Here is a 23,043-nt window from a genome sequence, read left to right as displayed (position 1 = left end):
CCGCCTAAATTTAATTTCAAGAAATTTTGAAGATAAGCAACAATTGGAGTAGAAATGATACACCCCGATACTGAACTTAAGTTCATAAGTAATGAGCTAGGTTATGGAGTGATCGCAAAAGAATTTATACCAAGAGGCACTATAACTTGGGTGCAGGATAAATTCGATAGGGAATTTACAGATATAGAAGTAAAGTCTATGGATGCCATCTACCAAGAAATAATAGATCGGTACGCCTTTAGAAATAATCTAGGTCATCATGTATTATGTTGGGATATAAGCAGATTTATTAACCATAGTTTTAAATCAAATTGTTTGTCAACCGCATATAATTTTGAAATTGCGATTCGTGACATATTTCCTGGAGAAGAGTTAACTGATGATTATGGATATCTAAACTTAGATAAACCATTTCATGGTAGAGATGAACAGACCGCTAGGAAAGTTGTCTATCCTGACGATTTATTAAAGTATTATAAGTCATGGGATATTGAATTAAGAATAGCAATGAAGGGAATCTCGAGTGTTCATCAGCCCTTACGTAAATTACTCGATAAAAATCTATGGCAAGACATTTTAAGAATAGAACGAGGCGAAAAAGAAATGAAATCAATTTTATCACTCTATTTTAATAGTAGATCAAATTAACACAATCTGTGTCAAATAAAAAGTGCGTAATTCGGTGAGTAGGAGAGAAGCGCGACTTTAACTATTTAAATTTCAGCACTATACAGGTAAGGTTCTGTTCCCTCTTTCTCCGCTGAAAATGCTATCAAATAGCAACAAAAGCCTACAAATAAAATTATTTGTGGGCTTTTTATTTGTAAACAAGGAACTTAAGTTACGGCATAATTTTATTTGGCCTAATTTGATTTCAAATGAAATCAAATACTATCAATAAAGAAGTGACTCTCAAGGTGTCACTTTCTTTTTTCTACAACTGACCCCTCGAAAATCATTTTATTTGCGGTGATTTATGCTGAATTAGTACGTTTTTTGTTTAGAATTTTGGGTTCGGGAGTAAACATTCCACTTCTAAGCTTTTGCTCTAGAGTTTTATTAATTGATTAGAACAGGTGACCTATTCGGTTACCTTTTTACATTTTTCGAGAGGTCACCGAATTAGCGATATTTTCGATTAGATTTCTTTTGCTTCTGAAGCTTAAATTAGCAATACTTTTGAGGTAACTATATTTCTTATATTTGGGTATATATATGTTGTAGGTAATATGACAAAGAAAATCCCTCATATTTCATTTGAATCAAAATTTCCGGAGATAAAAGGGATAGAAATATTTACTATTGAAAACCTAATAGAAAGAAAAACACAATTAGACCATAACCCCGAAAAAGCTCATCAGTTAGAATTTTATATGTTAATTTTCTTTACTAATGGAAAGTCAAAACATCTTGTAGATTTTATCTGGCATGAAGTAAAAGAAAACACCGTTATTTATTTAACTAAAGGGCAAATAAATGCATTCCATTTTAAAAAAGAGATGAAGGGATTTATGTTGCTTTTTACAGAAGAGTATTTTAATGCTCAATTAAATAAGTTGCCTAACGATACAATTATAAGATTATTTACTTCTCATTTATTTTCTCCCAAAGTACAAATTCCCAAAACCTCAAATGTTGGTGATTATATTCGTTTTTTCTTTCACGAGTTTTATAAAGAAGAAGGTACATTTAATAGAACAAATATTATTAACAATTTATATAGCATTATTTTTTCTAAACTCGAGTCATTAAAACAATACCAAACATTTTATTTAAAAGATTCTGATAAGCTCAAGACATTTTTGAACTTCAAGGCTTTGTTGGAAAAAAGTTACCACAAAAGTAGAAATGCAGATTTCTATGCTTCTCAACTACATATAACATACAAACATTTAAACTCTATTTGTAAAGAAGTAATAAATCAAACAGCAAAGCAGTTTATTGATGACTTTATCATTCTTGAAGCTAAAAGAAATCTCATTAACTCCTCAATTAAAAGTACAGAGCTTGCATACTTTATGGGATTTGATGAATCAAGCAATTTTGTAAAGTATTTTAAAAAACGCACAGGATTAACCCCAAATAGTTTCAAAAAACAACATAAATAGACTATCAGGTTCGACATTAACCTATTTTTTTCTGAAATTAACATACCCAACTTTTCTTCCCCTCTTTAAATTTGCAATGTAATTAAAACCAAAAGGGTATGAGATCTCTAACTATTATTTTACTGCTATTAACCACAGTAGCATGTAATACCAAAAATGAAAATAACACTAAAAATGTAGAAAAAATGGAAGCAAAAAAAATTCAAGTAATCGGAAACAAGTTCAAAGTAAATTTCGGAGATGGTTTTGTGTTTGAGCTTAATTTTCATTCAGAAACTAAAATGACATGGACACCTTTACAGGGTAATGACAGACAATCACATACAGAGGACATTACAATGGTAGAAATAAGACCAAACGTTTATATGATATATTGGAAAGAAGAAAGCGGTAACAGAATTGTACACGTAGAAGATTTTGAAAATGAAGTTGCACATACTAACATTGCAATACCAGATAAGGAAGGTACTTTTTACCATTTAAATGGACCGCTTACATTAATTAAATAGATTAAAAATGAAATCAGCGATAGCAGCATGCATCATAATTTTAACCTTTAGCGCATGCAAAACAGAACAGAAAAAAGAACAGGCAACTAAAAAACAAGAAAAAATGGAATTATCAAATAAAGAAAAAGCAATAGCATTATTAAGAAGTTTTGAAACAGGAGACTCTAAACCTGTAAGTTATATTAATCCCAACAAATATGCTCAACACAATTTAGCAATAGGAGATGGTTTAGCTGGTTTTGGAGCAATTATGAAGAATGCACCAGAAGGTGGTTTTAAGGCCAATGTAGTAAGAGCTTTCCAAGATGGAGATTATATATTCTTACATACAATATATGATTTCTTTGGTCCAAAAATAGGTTTCGATGTGTTTAAATTTGAAAATGGCTTAATAGTAGAGCATTGGGATAATTTAGGCGATGTAACACCCCCTAATCCAAGTGGTCATTCGCAAACAGATGGGACAACAGAATTAAAAGATTTAGATAAAACAGAGGCTAATAAAGCTTTAGTAAAAGATTTCATTTCAACCATCTTAATGAAAGGCGAAATGGATAAAATTGGAAACTTTATTGATGAGGGCAAAGAAAACTATATTCAACATAATTCTGTGATTGGTGACGGTTTATCAGGATTAGGCCAAGCATTAGAAGGAATGGCTAAACAAGGTATTTCAATGGGATATACAACTATTCATAAAGTATTAGGTGAAGGTAATTTTGTGTTGGCAATAAGCGAAGGCGCTTTTGCAGGAACACCAACATCATACTACGATTTGTTTCGAGTGAATAATGGAAAAATAGTTGAGCATTGGGATGTCATGGAATCTATTTTACCAGAAGCTGAAAGGAAAAATAGTAATGGAAAATTTAATTTTTAAAACGCTGCCTACAGCAATTCGTATAAGTAAAAGCGGTTTGAGTGCAAACTCGAACCGTTTTTCTTTTTTATTTAAGTATGTTGTTAAGTGAAAATATTAACAGATAAATCTGCTAGTACTCATATGCGTAATAGTTGTGTCAAATCAATGCAAATGGCATCAAATTAAAAGTGAGTAATTCGGTGAGTAGGAGAGAAGTGTTATTTTAAATATTTGATTATCAGGTAAATCAAATCAAAGTTCTGATCCCTCTTTCTCCGCTGAAAATGCTATCAAATAGCAACAAAAGCCTACAAAAATTATTATTTGTAGGCTTTTTCATTTTATTTAGTCATTATATCTTCCTTAATAGCTTACAACAGACCTTTTAAAAAGTGAAGGATAAGAGATATTAATACAAATAGTTTGGCAACAGTTTTAGTTAATTAAGAATATTTGGAAAATATAGTCAATGGTTTATCAATTTTAAAAAAATAATTTGATTAAAAAATTAATCGAGTGTATATAAATGTTCATTATTTGTTAGATTAGCTATTGTATTTATACTATGACATGAGTTTAAAATACTCCTTTTGCATAATTATTTTTTTCTTTTTTAGTTTTGAAAGTAATTTGTTATCACAAACTTTTAAACACATAGAAACCATTTCTGGTTTAAGTTCATTAGAAGAAAATAATGGTGTGGCAGTTGCTGATTATGATGGTGATTTAGATCTTGATATTTTTGTTGTGGCTCTTGCTCAAGACCAACAAGGTATTGAAAAAACTCACAGTAAGCTTTTTAGAAATAATAACGACGGTACATTTACTAATGTAACGTCAGCTTCAGGCTTAAATAATTTATTACCTCTTGATGAAAAAAATGAGACATTTCCTGGATTAAAAGGTTTTAAGCATGGTGTTTCTTGGGGTGATTATGATAATGATGGTTTCCCAGACTTATTCCTTACACATTCAAATAAAATACAATTATTTCAAAATCAAAGGGATGGTACTTTTTTAGAGGTTACTAACGATGCTGGTTTTGTAAGTAGAAATAATTGCAGAAATACAGGTGCAACATGGTTTGATTACAATAATGATGGTTTTTTGGACATTTACATAAGTGAGTGGGGAGAATGTGAAAGCAATCTACTATACAAAAATAATGGGAACGGAACTTTTAGTGATGTAACAATAGAAACTGGTATAAAATCGACTGAATTATTAAAAAGTTATACAGCTATTCCATTTGATATTAATATGGATGGGTGGATAGACTTATATGTTACTAACGATTTAGATGAACCTAATAGTCTTTTTATAAATCAGAGCGGTAATGGCTTTGTTGATCAAGCAGTTTTGTATGGTTTAGACAATAGAATGGATGATATGGGAGTAACTATTGGAGACCACAATAATGATGGTTTTTTCGATATGTTAATTACTGGTATTAATGAAAATGTATTATTACAAGGAGATGAAAATAATTATTTTAAAGAAGTTTCTGAAGGTAACAACATTTCTGAAACAGGTTGGTCTTGGGGTACACGTTTTGCTGACTTTGATTTAGATGGTGATGAAGATTTAATTATTGTTAACGGGTATTATTTGCAAATTCCAAAAGCAGAAAGTAACGTATATTATAAAAATCTAAAAGCCGAGGGTTTTAATGGTTTCACTGATTTTTCAGTAGGTGTAAATTTTGACAATTTTGACGAAAACGAAAGTGTTGAAATTTTGGATTTTGATTATGATAATGATGGAGATTTAGATGTTTTTATTACAAATTCTGATCAGGCATCATATTTCTATGAAAATAAACTTTTAAACTTTAATGAAACTAATACAAAACATTGGCTCAAGGTTATACTAGAAGGCACTACATCTAATAGGGATGCTATAGGTACAACACTTACTTTAACAACAAATCAAGGAATACTAAAACGGCTTCATACAGGAGTAGGATTCCTGTCTCAAAGTTTAAAAGCTGTTCATTTTGGTTTAGGATTTGAAACTCAAATAACTGAATTACAAATAAAATGGCCTTCAGGTTTAATTGAAACTTTTAATAATATAGATGTTGACAAAACTTTAAAAGCTGTTGAAGGTAGTGGGTATACAGAATTGAATATTGAACCTAGCATCAAGATTTTTGGATGTACAGACCCAAATTCTTGTAATTATAATCCTGCTGCTACAATTGATGATAACTCTTGTGAGTATTTAATATCAAGTGAAATTTCAGGAAGTACAAATTCAGGTTTTTTTAAAACAGAAGTGTATACTTATAGTGCTTCTCTAGATAGCTCATTAATTTGGGCAATATCTGGTGGAGAAATAATTGATGGGCAAGGAACTGGTACTGTAACTGTTAAATGGGGGCTGAATGAAACAGGAGTCTTATCTGTTAAAGAAAGTAATGGTTTGTGTACTAGCATAGAATCTGAAATTATTATTAACCTTAACGTTAATGAGGTATCTAAAAAATATTCGATTGCTAGAATCTGGAATGAGGTACTTCTTGAAGCAATTAGAAATGATTATGCCAGGCCTACAGTACACGCAAGAAATTTGTTTCATTCAAGTATAGCATTGTATGATGTTTTTGCAATTTATAATGACCAAGCTAGACCTTATTTAATAGGAAATGAAGTTAATGGTTTTAAAAGTGAACTCCTAGAATTTATAAAATCAGAAAGTGTAGAGATTTCATCCAAAAAAGCAATGAGTTATGCAATGTATAGATTGTTGAGTCATCGTTTTAAAGATTCACCACATTCTAAAGAATCACAAGAATTATTTGACCTAATAATGAATCAGTTGGAGTATGATATAGATTTTATATCTAAATTATATCAATCTGGTGACGCAGCAGCTTTAGGTAATTATATAGGAGAAGTTATAATTAATTACGGAATGAATGATGGCTCTAGAGAGCAAGAAGGGTACAACAATGAATACTATAAGCCAGTAAATAATAATTTAGTTCCTGAATTCCCATTAAATGAACCATTACAAGATCCAAATAGGTGGCAAGCGTTAAGCTTAAATACATTTATAGATCAGAGTGGAAATCTTATTGAAGGAAATACACTTGAATTTTTAAGTCCAGAATGGGGAAACGTATTTCCATTTGCCATGAATGATGCTATGAGAACAACTTTTACAAGAGAAGGGAATACTTTTAAAGTGTATAATGATCCTGGTTCTCCCCCTTATTTAAATTTGTTTGATAGCGATATGTCTAGTAATGCATATAAATGGGGGTTTTCTATGGTTTCAATTTGGGGATCACATTTAGATCCAAATGATGGTGTTTTATGGAATATTTCCCCCGAAGCTATTGGAAATATAGATATTAATACATTACCATCATCGTATTTGGACTACCCAAATTTTTATAAGTTTATTGAAGGAGGAGATATTGGAGTTGGGCGTACAATTAATCCTATAACTAATGAACCTTATCAATCTCAAGTAGTTCCAAGAGGAGATTATACGAGGGTTCTTGCTGAGTTTTGGGCAGATGGGCCAAATTCAGAAACTCCTCCTGGTCATTGGTTTACTATTTTGAATTATGTTTCTGATCATCCTCTTTTAGAAAAACAGTTTGAAGGAGAAGGAGAAATTTTGAGTGAGTTAGAATGGGATGTGAAATCATATTTTATTATGGGAGGAGCAATGCATGATTCGGCAATATCTGCATGGAGCATAAAAGGATGGTATGATTATATAAGACCAATATCAGCTATTAGAAATATGGCCCTATTGGGGCAAAGTACTAATAGAAATCTTGACAATTATAATGAGGGAGGTATTCCATTAGAAGATGGATATATTGAAATAGTTAATGAAGATGACCCATTAGCAGGTGTTGATAATAAAAATGTTGGAAAAATTAAAGTTTATACATGGAGAGGTCATGATTACATTATTGATACTGAGACCGACATGGCTGGCGTGGGTTGGATTTTAGCTGAAAATTGGTGGCCTTATCAAAGACCAACTTTTGTAACACCACCTTTTGCAGGTTATGTATCTGGTCATTCAACATTTTCTAGAGCAGCTTCTGAAGTATTAACCTTATTAACTGGAGATGAGTATTTTCCAGGAGGGATTGGTGAGTTTACCGCAAAGAAAAATGAATTTTTAGTTTTTGAAGAAGGACCATCAGTTGATGTTGTCTTGCAGTGGGCAACATATAGAGATGCATCAGACCAAACAAGTTTATCAAGAATATGGGGAGGAATACATCCACCAGCTGATGATATACCAGGGCGATTGATCGGAGAAAAAATAGGAATAGAAGCTTTCAACTATGCAAAAGTATATTTTAATGACGAAGCCTCTTTTAAAGGTGATAAAGTAATAGTATATCCAAATCCAGTTATCAGTAATAAAATTTATGTTAATAATACTAAAGCATTAGATACATTTAGTTTATTTGACATAAGTGGTAGAAAAATTTATATTGAAATTGTTGACTATAAATCAAATGGAGTAACAGAGTTGAGAATCCCTAAATCTATAACATCTGGTGTATATTTTCTTATTGTAAATAATCAAACCCAAAAGATTTTCATTATAAATTGACTCGTTTTTTTAGTTTAAAAATACAATTCTCTAAAATATCATTTTTTTAATACTTCTATATTTAAAATCTAAATAAGTTAAAGTAAGGTTATAAAGTTTAACTATTCAAAAAAGTTTTCAAATTATTATAACTATTTATTTTAACCGATTTTTTCTCTTTATAAATAATAGATTGAATTTGTTTGGGAATATCTATTTTAATATTTAGAGTCTCCTCAACAATATCTAAGAACTTTACTGGGTGTGCGGTTTCCAAAAATATACATAGCGTGTCTTTGTATATTTTTTGGTATTCTTTTGCCCCAAGGTACCCTACAGCGCCGTGAGGATCAGTAATATAACCAGATACATTATATATATTCTTCATTGCTTCTTTTGTTTGCTCATCGGTAAATGAAAACGAAGAAAAACTATTTTTTAATTTATCAAAATCATTGTTAAATAATTGCTGAATCCTGATAAAGTTACTTGGGTCACCAACATCCATAGCATTTGAAATAGTCGCCTTAGATGGTCTAGGGTTATAATTACTGCTTTCTAGGTACCTTGGCACAGTATCATTTACATTAGTAGATGCTATAAAATGTTTAATTGGTAAACCTAATTTTTTAGCCATAATACCAGCACATATATTACCAAAGTTTCCACTTGGTACTGAAAATACAACTTCTTTTTTAAGATGTTTAACTTGTTTATATGCAAAGAAAAAATAAAACATTTGTGGTAACCACCTTGCAATGTTTATCGAATTTGCAGAAGTAAGTGTGCGATTGATTTCTTTATCTAAAAATGCTTTTTTCACCATTGCCTGACAATCATCAAAAACACCATCAACTTCTAAAGCTGTAATATTTTGCCCTAGTGTGGTGAGTTGTTTTTCTTGTATATCACTCACTTTTCCAGAGGGATAAAGAATAACAACATCAACACCTTTTACTCCTAAAAAACCATTTGCAACAGCACCTCCAGTATCTCCTGAAGTGGCTACCAAAACTGTAACTTTTTGTTCCTGATCTTTATTAAAATAGCCTAAGCATCTTGCCATAAAACGGGCACCAACATCCTTAAAGGCCATAGTTGGACCATGAAATAATTCTAAGGTTGCAATATTATTTTCAACTTGAACTACTGGAAAATCAAAGTCAATAGTTTTTTTAATAATTTCTTTTAAATGATTTTCAGGAATTTCATCTCCGATAAATTGTTTAATGACTTCGTAGGCAATTTCTTCATTTGAATAATTATCTAGATTTTCAAAAAAACTCTGAGGCAATTCAGTTATAGATTCTGGGTAATATAATCCTTTATCTGGTGCTAAACCCCTAATAACAGCCTCTTTAAAAGAAACCTGTGGTGATTGATTATTTATGCTATAATAGCGCATTAGTTGTGTGCTAGAGTTAGAACTCCTTGAGTATTAATTTTTGAAATATAAACTTCGAAATTAATGTTAGTGTTGTTGTAAACATTCTTCATTGCTTTCGCAACCGTTTCTGCATTTTTTAATCCTTTACATAGAGCAAAAATAGTTGGGCCAGATCCTGATATACCAGCTCCTAAAGCTCCAGATTTAAGTGCACAATGTTTTACAACATCAAAATGTGGTATTAACTTTTTTCGTACAGGTTCAACAATAACATCGTTTAGAGAATCTGAAATTAATTGATAATCATTTGAATATAATCCACTAATTAATCCACCTAAATTTGACCACTGTGTAATTGCATTTTTTAAAGGAATTTCTTTGGGTAAGACATTTCTTGCATCTTCTGTTTTTATTTCTATTTGAGGATGTAAAGCAACAACTATCAAATCATTTGGGACGGGAATCCTTACTATGCCTAAAGGCTCATAACTTCTTACTAAAACAAAACCACCATATAATGCAGCTGAAACATTATCAGCTATTTGAGAGCCACATGCAGCTTCTTCACCTAACATTGCAAATTTTGTAAGCTCTAGTTTAGAAAATGGTTCATCTAATAATTTATTGATTGCATATGCAGCACCAGCAGCACTAGCAGCACTACTCCCTAAACCACTACCAGGCTTAAAATTCTTATAGATTTCAATCTCGATACCAAAATCCACAGGATGTTTTTGTAACATAACTTTTACTACCACACCGGCTACATTTTTTTCGATATCGTAAGGAAGCTTTGCGCCGTCAATTTTGGTAATTTTAATACCAGCTTTTTTAGTTTTTCGGAAGATCATTTCATCACCAATTGTATCTAAAGCCAAACCTAAGGTATCGAAGCCGCAAGAGACATTAGCCACTGTGGCTGGTGAAAATATTTTAATCTGTTCCATAATTAATTATTGGCCACTCTAATAATATCTGCAAATAATCCTGAAGCGGTGACTTCTGCGCCAGCACCAGCTCCTTTAATGATCATTGGTTGTTCTGGGTAACGTTCGGTATAGAACATTACAATATTGTCTTTTCCTTCTAAATTATAAAAAGGATGCCCAATCGGAATTTGCTGTAATCCTACACTAGCTTTACCATTAGCTAAAGTAGCAACATATTTTAACTGGCATTCTTTTGATTTAGCTGATTGATATAATTCTTGAAAATGAGCTTCATCCGCGATAAGCGAATTGTAAAAACCATTAATAGAATTTGTAGCTAAATTTCTTTCAGTTAAGAAAGAGGTGTTTTCTATATCTTCTAAATTCATTTGATAGCCACTTTCTCTGGCTAAGATCAGTATTTTTCTAGCCACATCAACACCACTTAGATCTATTCTTGGGTCTGGCTCTGTATAGCCTTCATTTTGTGCTTGTTTTACAATGCCATGGTATGTGTTACTGGAATTGAAATTGTTAAATATGAAATTTAAACTTCCAGATAATACTGCATGTATTGATTTAATTTTATCGCCCGAAGCAATTAAATTATTTAATGTGTCAATAACGGGTAGACCAGCTCCAACATTTGTTTCGAATAAAAATGGTACATTAAATTTTTTTGATAAAAATTTTAATTCATTGTATTTATCTATGCTATCTGAACAAGCAATCTTATTACAAGCAACAATAGCTATGCTATTACTTAAATAGTCTTTATATAAACCTGCTAGTTTATCGCTAGCGGTTATATCTACAAAAACACTATTTCGCAAATTAAATTCACTAATTTTTTCAGCAAACTTATTAATATCTGCAGATTGTGAGCCATCTAATTTTTCTTGCCATGATGTTAGCGAAATACCTTCTTCATTAAACAGCATTTTTCTAGAATTGGAAAGCCCAATAACTCTTAAATTTAAATTTAGCTGCTCTCTAAGGTATTCTTGCTGAATTTTAATTTGATCGATTAATTTACTTCCTACATTGCCAACACCAGTAATAAATATATTTATCTGTTTAAGATTATCTTCAAAGAATTGCTCGTGTAAACTATTTAAAGCTTTCTTTACATCTTTTTGAGCAATAACTGCCGATATATTGTTCTCTGAAGCTCCTTGAGCGATTGCTCTTACATTTACATTGTTTTTGCCCAGCGTACTGAACATTTTACCACTAATGCCCTGATGATTTTTCATCTGATCTCCAACCAAAGCAATAATTGCTAGATCACTTTCTGTAATTAAAGGATTCACTTTTCCTTTTGAAATTTCAAACTCGAAAACAGAATCGATCGCCTTTTTTGCACTATTTGCATCATTTTTATCAATTGCAATACAGATTGAATGCTCAGAAGAGGCCTGAGTAATCAGTTTCACATTAATATTATTAAATGCTAATGCTTCAAACAAACGTTTCGAGATTCCAGGCACACCAATCATACCAGAGCCTTCTAAAGTAATAAGTGTTATTCCTTCTATGTGGCTAATTCCTTTTACAGGATTTTGTTTTTTTACCGTGTTTTTAGAAATATGGGTACCATTATCTTCTGGTGAAAAAGTATTTTTAATAAGAATAGGAATCTTGTTGATAACTGGATGAATAGTAGGTGGATAAATGACCTTGGCACCAAAATGTGACAATTCCATCGCCTCTTGATAAGAAATTTCATCTATGGCTTTTGCTTGTTTTACGAGTTTTGGGTTTGCAGTAAACATTCCGCTTACGTCTGTCCAAATTTCTAGTACATCAGCATTTAAAGCATTCGCAAAAATTGATGCGGTATAATCTGAGCCTCCTCGCCCTAACACAACTGTTTCCCCATTTTCATTGGCTGCAACAAATCCAGGAACAATAATAACATTAGCATTAGAGTTGTTGATCGCTTTTTTAATATTTTTATTTGTTCTAGTAAAATCTACAACAGCATTAAAATAGTTATTATTTGCAACTATAAGTTCTCGGGTGTCTATTCTTTCAACATTCAACCCTTTTACTTTCATGGTTTCGTATATAATGAATGAAGAGATTAGCTCACCAAAGCTTACGATTTTTGCTTCAGCTTTTGGAGTTAATTCTTGTATCAGAGCCAAACCTTTGTAAAGTTGTTCCAATTCATCTAGTTGAGTAAGTAAATATTTAAAAATGGAATTTTTAATGGTTATATTATCAATTAGTTCATTTATAACTTCAAGATGCCTATTAACAATTTTTTTACTTACTTCTTTAAAGGTTTTCTCTTTTTTTATGATTTCGCTAATACCATCTAATAATGCATTTGTTACTCCTGAAAAAGCAGAAACAACTACAACTTGTTTCGTTGTATTATTATTTTTTTTAACAATATTTATTACTGATGTGATGCTTTTAGCTGAACCTACTGATGTCCCTCCGAATTTTAGAACTTTCATTTTTTTAAAATGAATTTATAATGATTAAAATTTAATTGATTAACAGAAAAAATAGATGCGAATTGTATGTAATAATGTATTAACCCCGTAGGGTAATACCAGTAGAAATAACCCCTAAAGAAAAGGGGAAGATGAATATGTTGTTATTATATTTATCTACTTGCATATGGCAAATGTATAAAGTTATTTTAGGTTAAATTAATTTATTTAATCTTTTTATACTGATTTGCAAAAAAGAATTTTGCATTCGTCAGCTATCGTTTTTGCTTTATAAACTTTTCATGGATAATTTCAGAAACAGGTCTATGTTCAACCTTACTCTCTAGCCAAGAGATAATATCGAGATATAGAAAGGCACGACGTTCATAAGGATGATCTTCTAACACTTTTAAACGCTTGTGTAATTTTTTGAATTCTTTATTAATATTATGTGGATAGATGTTGCCTAGTTCTTTCAAAAAATTAATAACTTCTTTTTGTACTTCATGTAAGTCATTCATTTTAATTAAAAATTTATAGGTACTTTTTAACTGTAATTCTAAGCTATAATCTAAACCAGCTTCATAATGTGCTATTAAATTTAATATTCTTGAAAAACACATCAAATCTTCACGAACTTGTAATGATTTATTTTCTATAATTTTTGTCAAATATTCAATACTCTTTTTGTATTGTTCTGCACCAAAATAAAGACTAGCTATTTTATAGTAAAATAGCATTATGTGATGCTCGTCTATTCTAGGCTTTAACAACTTTATCTTTGATAGGATATCATCTACTAAAGGTATTCCTTTTTCGAAAGCACCTTCCATAAAGTGCAAATTCAGCTTATTATTGTAAATATACAAGAAAGTCAATACTTCAATATTATCATTGTTTGGGAATGATTTAGAAGAAATAACCCCTTCAAGATTTTCTAAAGATTGCTTAAACTTTGTATGATGTCTTAACAAGAAGAGTGACTCTAATAAATAATGATTTCCTTTTAAGAAAAATACTGGATTTAAAGAAATCATAGTCGGTCGCTTATAAAATAATTCTACCCATTTATTTGCATATTTATAGGCATTAACAAAATCATGTACTAAAAAACTGTACCATAAATGTGATTTGTATAACCATAACTTCTCTCTAAAGCCAAGATTACTAATTTTATATTTTGGCATTCGAGCTTTGAAATAATTACTAACGATAGTATGTTCTTCATCATTTCTCACATAGCCTGTTTTTAGAAGTATTCCATAAAGTTGTAATGATAAATTTGATAGTTTACTTGTTATAACATTATTCATACTGAGCTCTTTCGCCTGTATCGTAAGTTCATCAGCTCGGCCACTAATACTTCTGGTTATATATTGTGATTCAATGACTTTCTCTAATTCAACTACTTCATAAGCAATGTTTTTTTCTTCGTTTTCTAGGGCAATATTTTTGGCCTTATCTAATATTTTTAAACTCTGTTTATATAAACCTTTATGATATAAAATAGTGGCGAAATCAAGTTGTTCTCGAATTTGAATTCGAATATTTTGATGTGAAGGGTTTAAACGTAAGCTAATTAATATTTGCTTATATAAGTGCGCCTTTAAATTAGAAAGCTGTGCCTTTTTTACAATATTGGTAGCTAGAATAGTAGTCTCATTATATTTATGAAGTTTATCAAGTACGTTGAATAGGGCAATAAATTTCGAATTCGTATTTCCTTCTAATCTACCGGCATATAGTTTAAATTGTCTCTTTTCTGACTTAGAAAGCGACTTTATTAAAACAAATAAATTATCTTTTTGTGAATTAGTCATTGTAAAAAACTAATGTATAAATAGCTCTATTTCAATTTTTTAAATCTACTTATATAACATTAAGCATCGTAATACTTATTTAAAATATTAAGCACGACGTATAGCCAAAGTATAAATTTGCTTTTAATAAAAGAAATAATTAATGACTAAAGATAAAGTTCAGATTTTCGACACTACTTTACGTGATGGTGAGCAGGTGCCAGGATGTAAATTAAACACAGAGCAAAAACTTACTATCGCACGCCGTTTAGATGAACTCGGTGTTGACGTTATAGAAGCTGGATTTCCAATTTCGAGCCCAGGTGATTTTAAAGCCGTAGAAGAAATTTCTAAGGTTGTAAAAAATGCTACGGTTTGTGGACTTACCAGAGCAGTCGAAAAAGATATAGAAGTAGCTGCAGAAGCTATTAAAAGGGCAGCGAAACCTAGAATTCATACAGGAATTGGAACATCAGACTCTCATATAAAATATAAATTTAACGCGTCGAAAGATCAAATTATTGAGAGAGCTGTAAGAGCGGTTAGCTATGCGAAATCGTTTGTTGAAGATGTTGAATTTTATGCTGAAGATGCTGGTAGAACCGATAATGAGTTTTTGGCTAGAGTTTGTGAAGGAGTGATAAAAGCTGGTGCAACTGTTTTGAATATTCCTGATACAACTGGATACTGTTTACCCGAAGAATATGGTGCCAAAATGAAGTATCTTAAAGAAAATGTAAAAGGTATAGAGAAGGCAATACTTTCATGCCACTGCCATAACGATTTAGGGTTAGCAACGGCAAATTCAGTTTCAGGCGTTATGAATGGAGCTAGACAAATAGAGTGTACTATAAATGGTGTAGGTGAACGCGCAGGTAATACTTCTCTAGAGGAAGTAGTTATGATCTTACGTCAACATCCTTATTTAAACTTAGATACGAGTATCAACACGCATTTATTATATGACACAAGTCTTTTGGTGTCTGAAAGTATGGGTATGCCTGTGCAACCAAATAAAGCAATTGTAGGTGCAAATGCCTTTGCTCATAGTTCAGGTATTCACCAAGATGGTGTTATAAAGAACAGAGAAACGTATGAGATTATTGATCCTAATGATGTAGGTGTTAACGAATCTTCTATAGTTTTAACAGCTAGAAGCGGAAGAGCTGCATTAGCATATCGGGCAAAGAAAATCGGCTATGAGTTAACAAAACTTCAGCTAGATAAAGTATACAAGACTTTTTTGAGTTTCGCTGACAAGAAAAAGGAAATAAAGGATGACGATTTACATGTTATTCTTCGTACAAGTGATGTAGGAACTACAATTTTTGCATAAATGGCTAAGACATTATTTGACAAAGTTTGGGATGCCCATGTAGTAGATACTATAGAAAATGGCCCCTCTATTTTATACATCGATAAGCATCTGATACATGAAGTTACGAGTCCACAGGCTTTTGCCGAATTAGAAGAACGTAATATTCCTATTTTCAAGCCAGATAAAATAGTTGCCACTGCAGATCATAACACACCTACTATCGATCAACATCTTCCAGTTAAAGACGAACTATCTAAAAATCAACTTAAGAAATTAACTGAAAATTGTAAAAAAAATAATATTACCCTTTACGGATTAGGACATAAGTACAATGGTATTGTACATGTAATGGCTCCTGAATTAGGTATTACGCAACCGGGGATGACTATGGTTTGCGGTGATAGTCACACGTCGACTCATGGAGCTTTTGGAACCATTGCCTTCGGTATAGGAACCAGCCAGGTAGCTCAAGTTTTTGCAAGTCAATGTTTATTGCTAAAAAAGCCAAAGAAATTGCGTGTAAACGTTAATGGTAAATTAAATAAAGGAGTACTTCCTAAAGACGTAATTCTATATATTATAAGTAAGTTGGGTACAAATTCTGGTACTGGGTATTTCTGTGAATATGCTGGTAATGTATTTGAGGAAATGTCAATGGAAGGTCGGATGACTGTATGTAATATGAGCATAGAAATGGGCGCTCGAGGCGGGATGATTGCCCCAGATCAAACTACTTTTGAGTATGTAAGAGGGAGTAAGTTTGCCCCTAAAGGAAAAGAGTTTGACGAAAAGGTAGCATATTGGGAAACATTAAAATCTGATGCAGATGCTATCTTTGATCAAGAATATCATTTTGAAGCTGATGATATTGCACCTATGATTACTTATGGTACCAATCCAGGAATGGGTATTAAGATCAATGAATCGATTCCTTTTAAAAATGATCCTTCCTTCGAGAAATCTTTAGCTTATATGGGTTTTGAAAAAGGAGAATTGCTTTTAGATAAGCCTATCAATTATGTATTTATAGGAAGTTGTACGAACTCTAGAATTGAAGATTTTAGAATAGCTGCAGGCTATATAAAAGGTAAGCAAAAAGCTTCAAATGTAAACGCTTGGTTAGTTCCTGGTTCTCGACAAGTAGCTAAACAAATTAAAGATGAAGGCCTGCAAGAAATTTTTGAAGCCGCTGGTTTTGAACTTCGCCAACCGGGTTGTTCCGCATGCTTGGCTATGAATGATGACAAAATACCTCAAGATGAATACTGTGTGTCTACATCTAACAGAAATTTTGAAGGACGTCAGGGGCAAGGATCAAGAACCATATTGGCAAGCCCTTTAGTAGCGGCTGCTACAGCTGTTGCTGGCAAAATAATTGACATTACACAAGAAGTAAAATCATTAGAACTAGTGTAACTATGGATAAATTTAATCGGTTTACTTCTACGGCAGTACCTTTACCAATAGAAAATATAGATACAGATCAGATTATTCCTGCCCGTTTTTTAAAAGCGACAGATAAACAAGGATTTGGTGATAATCTTTTTAAAGATTGGCGCTATTTTAAAGATGGTAGTATAAATACTGAGTTTATTTTAAATGATAAGAATTATAGAGGAAGCATATTAGTCGCTGGCAACAATTTTGGATGTGGTTCAAGCAGAGAACATGCAGCTTGGGCTTTAGCTGGTTACGGATTTAAGGTAGTTGTCAGTAGTTTCTTTGCCGATATTTTTAGAGGTAACGCACTGAATAATGGTTTGCTGCCTATACAGGTTTCGGATGATTGTTTAAAAACACTTTTAACTCTTGTAATTGAAAACCCAACGACACAATTTGATATTGATCTTGAAAACCAAACTTTAATGGTAGTTGGCAAACCAATCGCCGAAAAGTTTGAAATTGATATGTACAAAAAACTATGCCTACTTAATGGTTATGATGATATAGACTTTTTAGTTAGTAAAAAAAATAAAATAGTAGCCTTTGAAAAGGTAAATGAATTATAAAAATATGAGATTAAATATTGCAATATTATCAGGAGATGGTATTGGTCCCGAAGTAACTGAACAGGCTAAAAAAGTATTGGATGCTATTGCTTATAAGTATGACCATACATTTATTTATAAAGAAGCTTTGGTTGGTGCCATCGCCATTGATAAAACGGGTGAACCACTACCAAAAGAAACTTTAGACATATGCTACAATGCTGATGCCGTATTGTTTGGAGCAATTGGTGATCCTAAATATGATAATGATCCGTCAGCTAAAATTAGACCAGAGCAAGGTCTCTTGCAGTTGAGAAAATCATTAGGACTCTATGCTAATATTCGCCCTGTAAAAGCGTATGACGACCTATTAGATAAATCCCCGTTAAAGAAAGAAATTATAAAAGATACAGATTTCACGATTTATAGAGAATTAACGGGTGGTATCTACTTTGGAGAGAAAAATTTAAGCAAAGATGGTAAAACAGCATCAGACCTTTGTGAGTATAGCGATTTTGAAATTGAACGAATTACACATCTCGCCTTTAAAGCTGCTTTAAACAGACGAAAAAAAGTAACATTGGTAGATAAAGCCAATGTATTAGAGTCATCTCGCTTATGGCGAAAAGTTGTGACTAAAATAGCCAAGCAATATCCTAAAGTGAACTTAGAATTTTTATTTGTAGATAATGCAGCGATGCAGATTATTCTAAACCCTTCTCAATTTGATGTGATTTTAACCGAAAATATGTTTGGTGATATTATTTCCGATGAAGGTAGTGTGATTGGTGGCTCTATTGGCTTACTGGCTTCTGCATCTATAGGAGATAAGTATGCTTTGTTTGAGCCTATCCATGGGTCATATCCTCAGGCTAAAGGAAAAGGAATTGCAAATCCAATTGCTTCGATACTTTCGGTAGCATTATTATTAGAACATTTTGATTTAATAGATGAAGCTGATACGATTCGTACAGGTGTTGAAAAATCTCTAGCATTAAAGATTAGTACCCCAGATATCAACCCTCTTTTTGATAATGTTACTACAGAAAAAGTAGGAGATTTTATTGCTGATTATATAGATAACCCAGAAGATAGTAATATGAATTTTCAAAATATTCATATTGGCCAGTCCACAATAATTTAATTTTTTAATAAACTATTAGGATAAGTAAAAATAAATTTTAAATATTTGTGTAGCAAAATGAAAAAACAAATTTTAAATACCATTTCAATAATTGTCATTGTGATTATATCACAAGGATAAGGGAATGTAATTTAAAATTAAAAGATAATTTTTAAAGCCTTCCCAAATTTGGGAAGGCTTTTATATTTTAATATATGTACAAACGGGTCATTATTATATGCATTCTTGTCATTATCATTTCACCACCGATTTGATATAGGATAATACTATTATAATAGAAAAGCCTATATCAAAATTAGATATAGGCTTTTTTTTTATTGAATGAATATCATAAATAATTATTCATAAATAATTGATAATTAATATATTAAATATTATACAATTATATTAGGTTTCATTGAGACATATTTTTTTAAAAGATTCGAAATCAGTAAAGTAATAATTTCGAAATATAAATTGAAATGTGAAATATTTTAAAGAAGAAAAGTTGAGTTAACGTAAGAATAAAGCAAATTAAGATGCCTTTAAATAAGTATAGTAAAACAGTTACTCAAGACCCTACGCAGCCAGCTGCGCAGGCGATGCTACATGCCATTGGTTTAACTGATGATGACTTTAAAAAGCCATTAATAGGTATTGCCAGTACGGGCTACGAAGGTAATCCATGTAATATGCATTTAAATGATCTTGCTAAGTTGGTAAAAAAAGGAATTGAAGAAACTAATTTAGTAGGTCTTATCTTTAACACCATTGGTGTTAGTGATGGTATTTCTATGGGAACACCGGGCATGCGTTTTTCACTACCTTCTCGCGATATCATAGCTGATTCTATGGAAACAGTTGTACAGGCCATGAGCTATGATGGATTGGTAACTGTGGTTGGATGTGATAAGAATATGCCAGGAGCTTTAATGGCGATGTTGCGCTTAAATAGACCTTCAGTACTAGTTTATGGGGGCACTATAGCTTCTGGATGTCACAATGGAAAAAAGTTAGACGTAGTATCTGCTTTTGAAGCCTGGGGTGAAAAAGTAGCTGGAAAAATTGATGAAAAAGAATATAAGAGTGTTATTCAAAATGCTTGCCCCGGAGCTGGAGCATGCGGCGGTATGTATACGGCTAATACTATGGCTTCAGCCATTGAAGCATTAGGGATGAGTTTACCATATAATTCTTCGAATCCGGCATTAGGAAAAGATAAAGAGGGTGAGTGTATTCAAGCTGGAAAAGCTTTAGAATATCTTTTAGAGCATGATATCAAACCATCAGATATAGTTACAAAAAAATCATTTGAAAATGCTATTCGATTAGTAACTATAATGGGAGGCTCTACAAATGCTGTATTACACTTTTTGGCAATTGCAAAGGCCGCTAATGTTGTTTTCACTTTAAAAGACTTTCAGCGTATTTCAGATGAAACACCATTTTTGGCGGATTTAAAGCCTAGTGGGAAGTATTTGATGGAGGATGTGCATCGTGTAGGCGGTGTTCCTGCTGTACTGAAGTATTTATTAAAAAAGGGATTATTGCATGGAGATTGTTTAACAGTTACCGGAAAAACATTAGCTGAAAATTTGGCTGAGGTCTCTGACCTTACAGAAGGTCAGCAAGTAATAAAACCTTTAGAAAAACCGATTAAAAAAACTGGTCATTTAAGAATGCTTTATGGCAATTTAGCTAAAGAAGGGGCAGTTGCAAAGATCACAGGTAAAGAGGGATTATTGTTTCGAGGAAAAGCGAAAGTATTTGATGGAGAGTTCGCAACCAATGATGGTATTAGAAACGAAAAGGTTGAAAAAGGAGATGTTGTTGTTATTAGATATGAAGGTCCTAAAGGAGGCCCAGGTATGCCCGAAATGTTAAAACCAACATCTGCCATTATGGGAGCTGGTTTGGGTAATGAGGTAGCTCTAATTACAGATGGAAGATTTTCTGGCGGAACCCATGGTTTTGTAGTTGGGCATATCACTCCTGAAGCTCAAGAAGGCGGAGCCATTGCTTTAGTTCAAGATGGTGATATTATTACAATTGATGCCAAAGAAAACACATTGACTTTAGAGGTTTCAGAAGAAGAATTAGCTAAAAGAAAAGTACAATGGAAGGCTCCTGACTTGAAGGTTAAAAGAGGAGTTTTATATAAGTATGCAAAAACAGTATCAACTGCATCACAAGGATGTGTAACTGATGAATTTTAAAACAACTATAATTTCTAGTTTAGTAGGAATCCGTAAAGTAAAAGAGTAGATGAAAATACATACGGTAACATTAGAAAAATCTGTAACCAAAGAAGAAAATAAGATCTCAGGCGCTGAGGCTGTTATTAGAAGCCTTTTAGAAGAAGGTGTCGATTTGATCTATGGATACCCAGGTGGTGCTATTATGCCTATCTATGACGAACTATATAAGTACCAAGATAAACTGCATCATGTATTGACACGACATGAACAAGGGGCTACGCATGCTGCTCAAGGTTTTGCAAGAGCTACTGGAAAAGTCGGAGTAGCTATGGCAACCTCGGGCCCAGGAGCAACAAATCTAGTTACAGGTATAGCTGATGCCCAGATAGATTCAACACCTATGGTGTGTATTACTGGGCAGGTACCTAGACATTTGTTAGGATCAGATGCCTTTCAGGAAACAGATATTATCGGTATTTCAATGCCTGTCACCAAATGGAACTATCAAGTTACTAAAGCTTCAGAAATTCCTGAAATTTTGGCAAAAGCATTTTATATAGCACGTTCTGGTAGGCCAGGACCTGTATTAGTAGATATTACCAAAAACGCACAATTTGAAACCTTAGATTTTGAATATAAGAAGTGTAAAGAAGTGCGCAGCTATAAGCCGAAACCTAAGGTAGACACTAAACAAATTGAAGTTGCTGCTGATATTATTAATTCAGCTAAAAAACCACTAATTGTTTTTGGACAAGGTGTTATTTTAGGGGAAGCTGAATCTGAATTTAAGACCTTTATTGAAAAAACAGGTATTCCTTCAGCATGGACTATTTTAGGATTATCAGCCTTACCTACAGAACATCCTTTAAATGTTGGTATGGTAGGCATGCACGGTAATTATGGGCCAAATAAATTGACCAATGAGTGTGATGTGTTAATCGCTATCGGAATGCGTTTTGACGACCGTGTTACGGGCGATCTGAATACATACGCAAAACAAGCAAAGATTATTCATTTTGAGATTGATCCTGCGGAGGTAGATAAAAATGTAAAGACTGATGTGGCTGTCTTAGGTGATGTAAAAGAAACATTGGCAGCAATTATGCCACTGGTAAATTCTAATTCTCACCCTAATTGGTTAGATGAGTTTAAAAAACACGACGAAATAGAATATGAAGCGGTTATAGAAGATGATTTATATCCTGAAAAAGATGGATTGACGATGGGTGAGGTAATAAAAGAAATAAATAAAGCTTCCAATGGAGATGCTATTATTGTCTCTGATGTTGGTCAACATCAGATGATAGCTTGTCGCTATGCTAAATTTAATAAAAGTAAAAGTAATATCACTTCAGGTGGGTTAGGTACCATGGGATTTGCACTTCCAGCAGCTATTGGTGCTAAAATGGGAGCTCTAGAGAGAGAGGTAATAGCCATCATTGGAGATGGTGGGTATCAAATGACCATTCAAGAGTTGGGAACTATTTTTCAAACTAAAACACCAGTAAAAATTGTTGTATTGAACAATGAGTTTTTGGGTATGGTTCGTCAATGGCAGCAATTATTCTTCGACAAGCGTTATGCTTCGACCGAGATGACAAACCCAGATTTTGTAACAATAGCCAAAGGATATCATATAGATGCTAAACGAGTGACCAAAAGAGAAGAATTAGCAAATGCAGTTCAAGAAATGATAGCTTCAAAAGACGCGTATTTCTTGGAGGTTTGTGTTGAAAAAGAGGATAATGTATTTCCGATGATTCCAAGTGGGGCATCTGTTTCAGATATAAGATTAAGTTAATA

The 23,043-nt window shown here is 32.4% G+C and carries 15 protein-coding genes; 11 read left to right on the top strand and 4 right to left on the bottom strand.

The features are described 5' to 3' along the window. Window positions 1-54 precede the first annotated feature (54 nt). From AC3IF2_RS06100 to AC3IF2_RS06080, 5 genes are all read left to right on the top strand, one after another. Window positions 55-648: an SET domain-containing protein gene (locus AC3IF2_RS06100; RefSeq protein ID WP_489166185.1), complete on the top strand. Its 594-nt coding sequence runs from the start codon at window positions 55-57 to the stop codon at window positions 646-648. A gap of 581 nt (window positions 649-1,229) precedes the next feature. After that, window positions 1,230-2,108 (top strand): helix-turn-helix domain-containing protein, encoded by an 879-nt coding sequence (locus AC3IF2_RS06095; protein WP_489166184.1) that lies wholly within the window; start codon window positions 1,230-1,232, stop codon window positions 2,106-2,108. Between the two features lie 98 nt (window positions 2,109-2,206). After that, the gene (locus tag AC3IF2_RS06090; protein WP_489166183.1) at window positions 2,207-2,617 is read left to right on the top strand and encodes a phenolic acid decarboxylase; all 411 of its coding nucleotides are present in this window, start codon (window positions 2,207-2,209) and stop codon (window positions 2,615-2,617) included. Between the two features lie 7 nt (window positions 2,618-2,624). Further along, window positions 2,625-3,497 carry a nuclear transport factor 2 family protein gene (locus AC3IF2_RS06085; protein ID WP_489166182.1) on the top strand — a complete coding sequence of 291 codons (873 nt, stop codon included), beginning with the start codon at window positions 2,625-2,627 and terminating at the stop codon, window positions 3,495-3,497. Between the two features lie 612 nt (window positions 3,498-4,109). After that, complete coding sequence (locus tag AC3IF2_RS06080) at window positions 4,110-8,072, top strand: FG-GAP-like repeat-containing protein (protein WP_489166181.1); 3,963 nt, start codon at window positions 4,110-4,112, stop codon at window positions 8,070-8,072. 97 nt (window positions 8,073-8,169) lie between these two features. Here the strand turns inward: AC3IF2_RS06080 and thrC are convergent, their stop codons facing one another. The 4 genes from thrC to AC3IF2_RS06060 all read right to left on the bottom strand — a co-directional run bounded on the left by thrC (window position 8,170) and on the right by AC3IF2_RS06060 (window position 14,634). Next, window positions 8,170-9,456, bottom strand: coding sequence for a threonine synthase (thrC, locus tag AC3IF2_RS06075; RefSeq protein ID WP_489166180.1), 1,287 nt, complete (start codon window positions 9,454-9,456; stop codon window positions 8,170-8,172). Then, the gene (locus AC3IF2_RS06070) at window positions 9,456-10,385 is read right to left on the bottom strand and encodes a homoserine kinase (RefSeq protein ID WP_489166179.1); all 930 of its coding nucleotides are present in this window, start codon (window positions 10,383-10,385) and stop codon (window positions 9,456-9,458) included. The genes thrC and AC3IF2_RS06070 overlap by 1 nt, the downstream gene beginning before the upstream one ends. 2 nt (window positions 10,386-10,387) lie before the next feature. Beyond that, the gene (gene thrA, locus AC3IF2_RS06065) at window positions 10,388-12,835 is read right to left on the bottom strand and encodes a bifunctional aspartate kinase/homoserine dehydrogenase I (protein WP_489166178.1); all 2,448 of its coding nucleotides are present in this window, start codon (window positions 12,833-12,835) and stop codon (window positions 10,388-10,390) included. Window positions 12,836-13,089: 254 nt separating this feature from the next. Beyond that, window positions 13,090-14,634 (bottom strand): hypothetical protein, encoded by a 1,545-nt coding sequence (locus tag AC3IF2_RS06060; RefSeq protein WP_489166177.1) that lies wholly within the window; start codon window positions 14,632-14,634, stop codon window positions 13,090-13,092. A 142-nt stretch (window positions 14,635-14,776) separates the two neighbouring features. On the opposite strand from AC3IF2_RS06060, the gene AC3IF2_RS06055 reads away from it, so the two are divergent. The 6 genes from AC3IF2_RS06055 (at window position 14,777) to ilvB (ending at window position 23,041) form a co-directional block, all read left to right on the top strand. Next, window positions 14,777-15,949: a 2-isopropylmalate synthase gene (locus tag AC3IF2_RS06055; protein WP_489166176.1), complete on the top strand. Its 1,173-nt coding sequence runs from the start codon at window positions 14,777-14,779 to the stop codon at window positions 15,947-15,949. Further along, window positions 15,950-17,347 carry a 3-isopropylmalate dehydratase large subunit gene (gene leuC, locus AC3IF2_RS06050; RefSeq protein ID WP_489166175.1) on the top strand — a complete coding sequence of 466 codons (1,398 nt, stop codon included), beginning with the start codon at window positions 15,950-15,952 and terminating at the stop codon, window positions 17,345-17,347. Between the two features lie 2 nt (window positions 17,348-17,349). Next, the gene (leuD, locus tag AC3IF2_RS06045) at window positions 17,350-17,940 is read left to right on the top strand and encodes a 3-isopropylmalate dehydratase small subunit (protein ID WP_489166174.1); all 591 of its coding nucleotides are present in this window, start codon (window positions 17,350-17,352) and stop codon (window positions 17,938-17,940) included. A gap of 4 nt (window positions 17,941-17,944) precedes the next feature. Beyond that, the gene (gene leuB / locus AC3IF2_RS06040; protein ID WP_489166173.1) at window positions 17,945-19,063 is read left to right on the top strand and encodes a 3-isopropylmalate dehydrogenase; all 1,119 of its coding nucleotides are present in this window, start codon (window positions 17,945-17,947) and stop codon (window positions 19,061-19,063) included. 518 nt (window positions 19,064-19,581) lie between these two features. Beyond that, entirely contained in the window at window positions 19,582-21,258 is a 1,677-nt protein-coding gene (gene ilvD, locus AC3IF2_RS06035) for a dihydroxy-acid dehydratase (protein ID WP_489166172.1), read from the top strand. A gap of 49 nt (window positions 21,259-21,307) precedes the next feature. Continuing rightward, window positions 21,308-23,041 carry a biosynthetic-type acetolactate synthase large subunit gene (ilvB, locus tag AC3IF2_RS06030; RefSeq protein ID WP_489166171.1) on the top strand — a complete coding sequence of 578 codons (1,734 nt, stop codon included), beginning with the start codon at window positions 21,308-21,310 and terminating at the stop codon, window positions 23,039-23,041. Window positions 23,042-23,043 lie beyond the last annotated feature (2 nt).

The organism is Maritimimonas rapanae, assembly GCF_057837205.1.
This window is presented reverse-complemented; position numbering and strand designations above follow the sequence as displayed.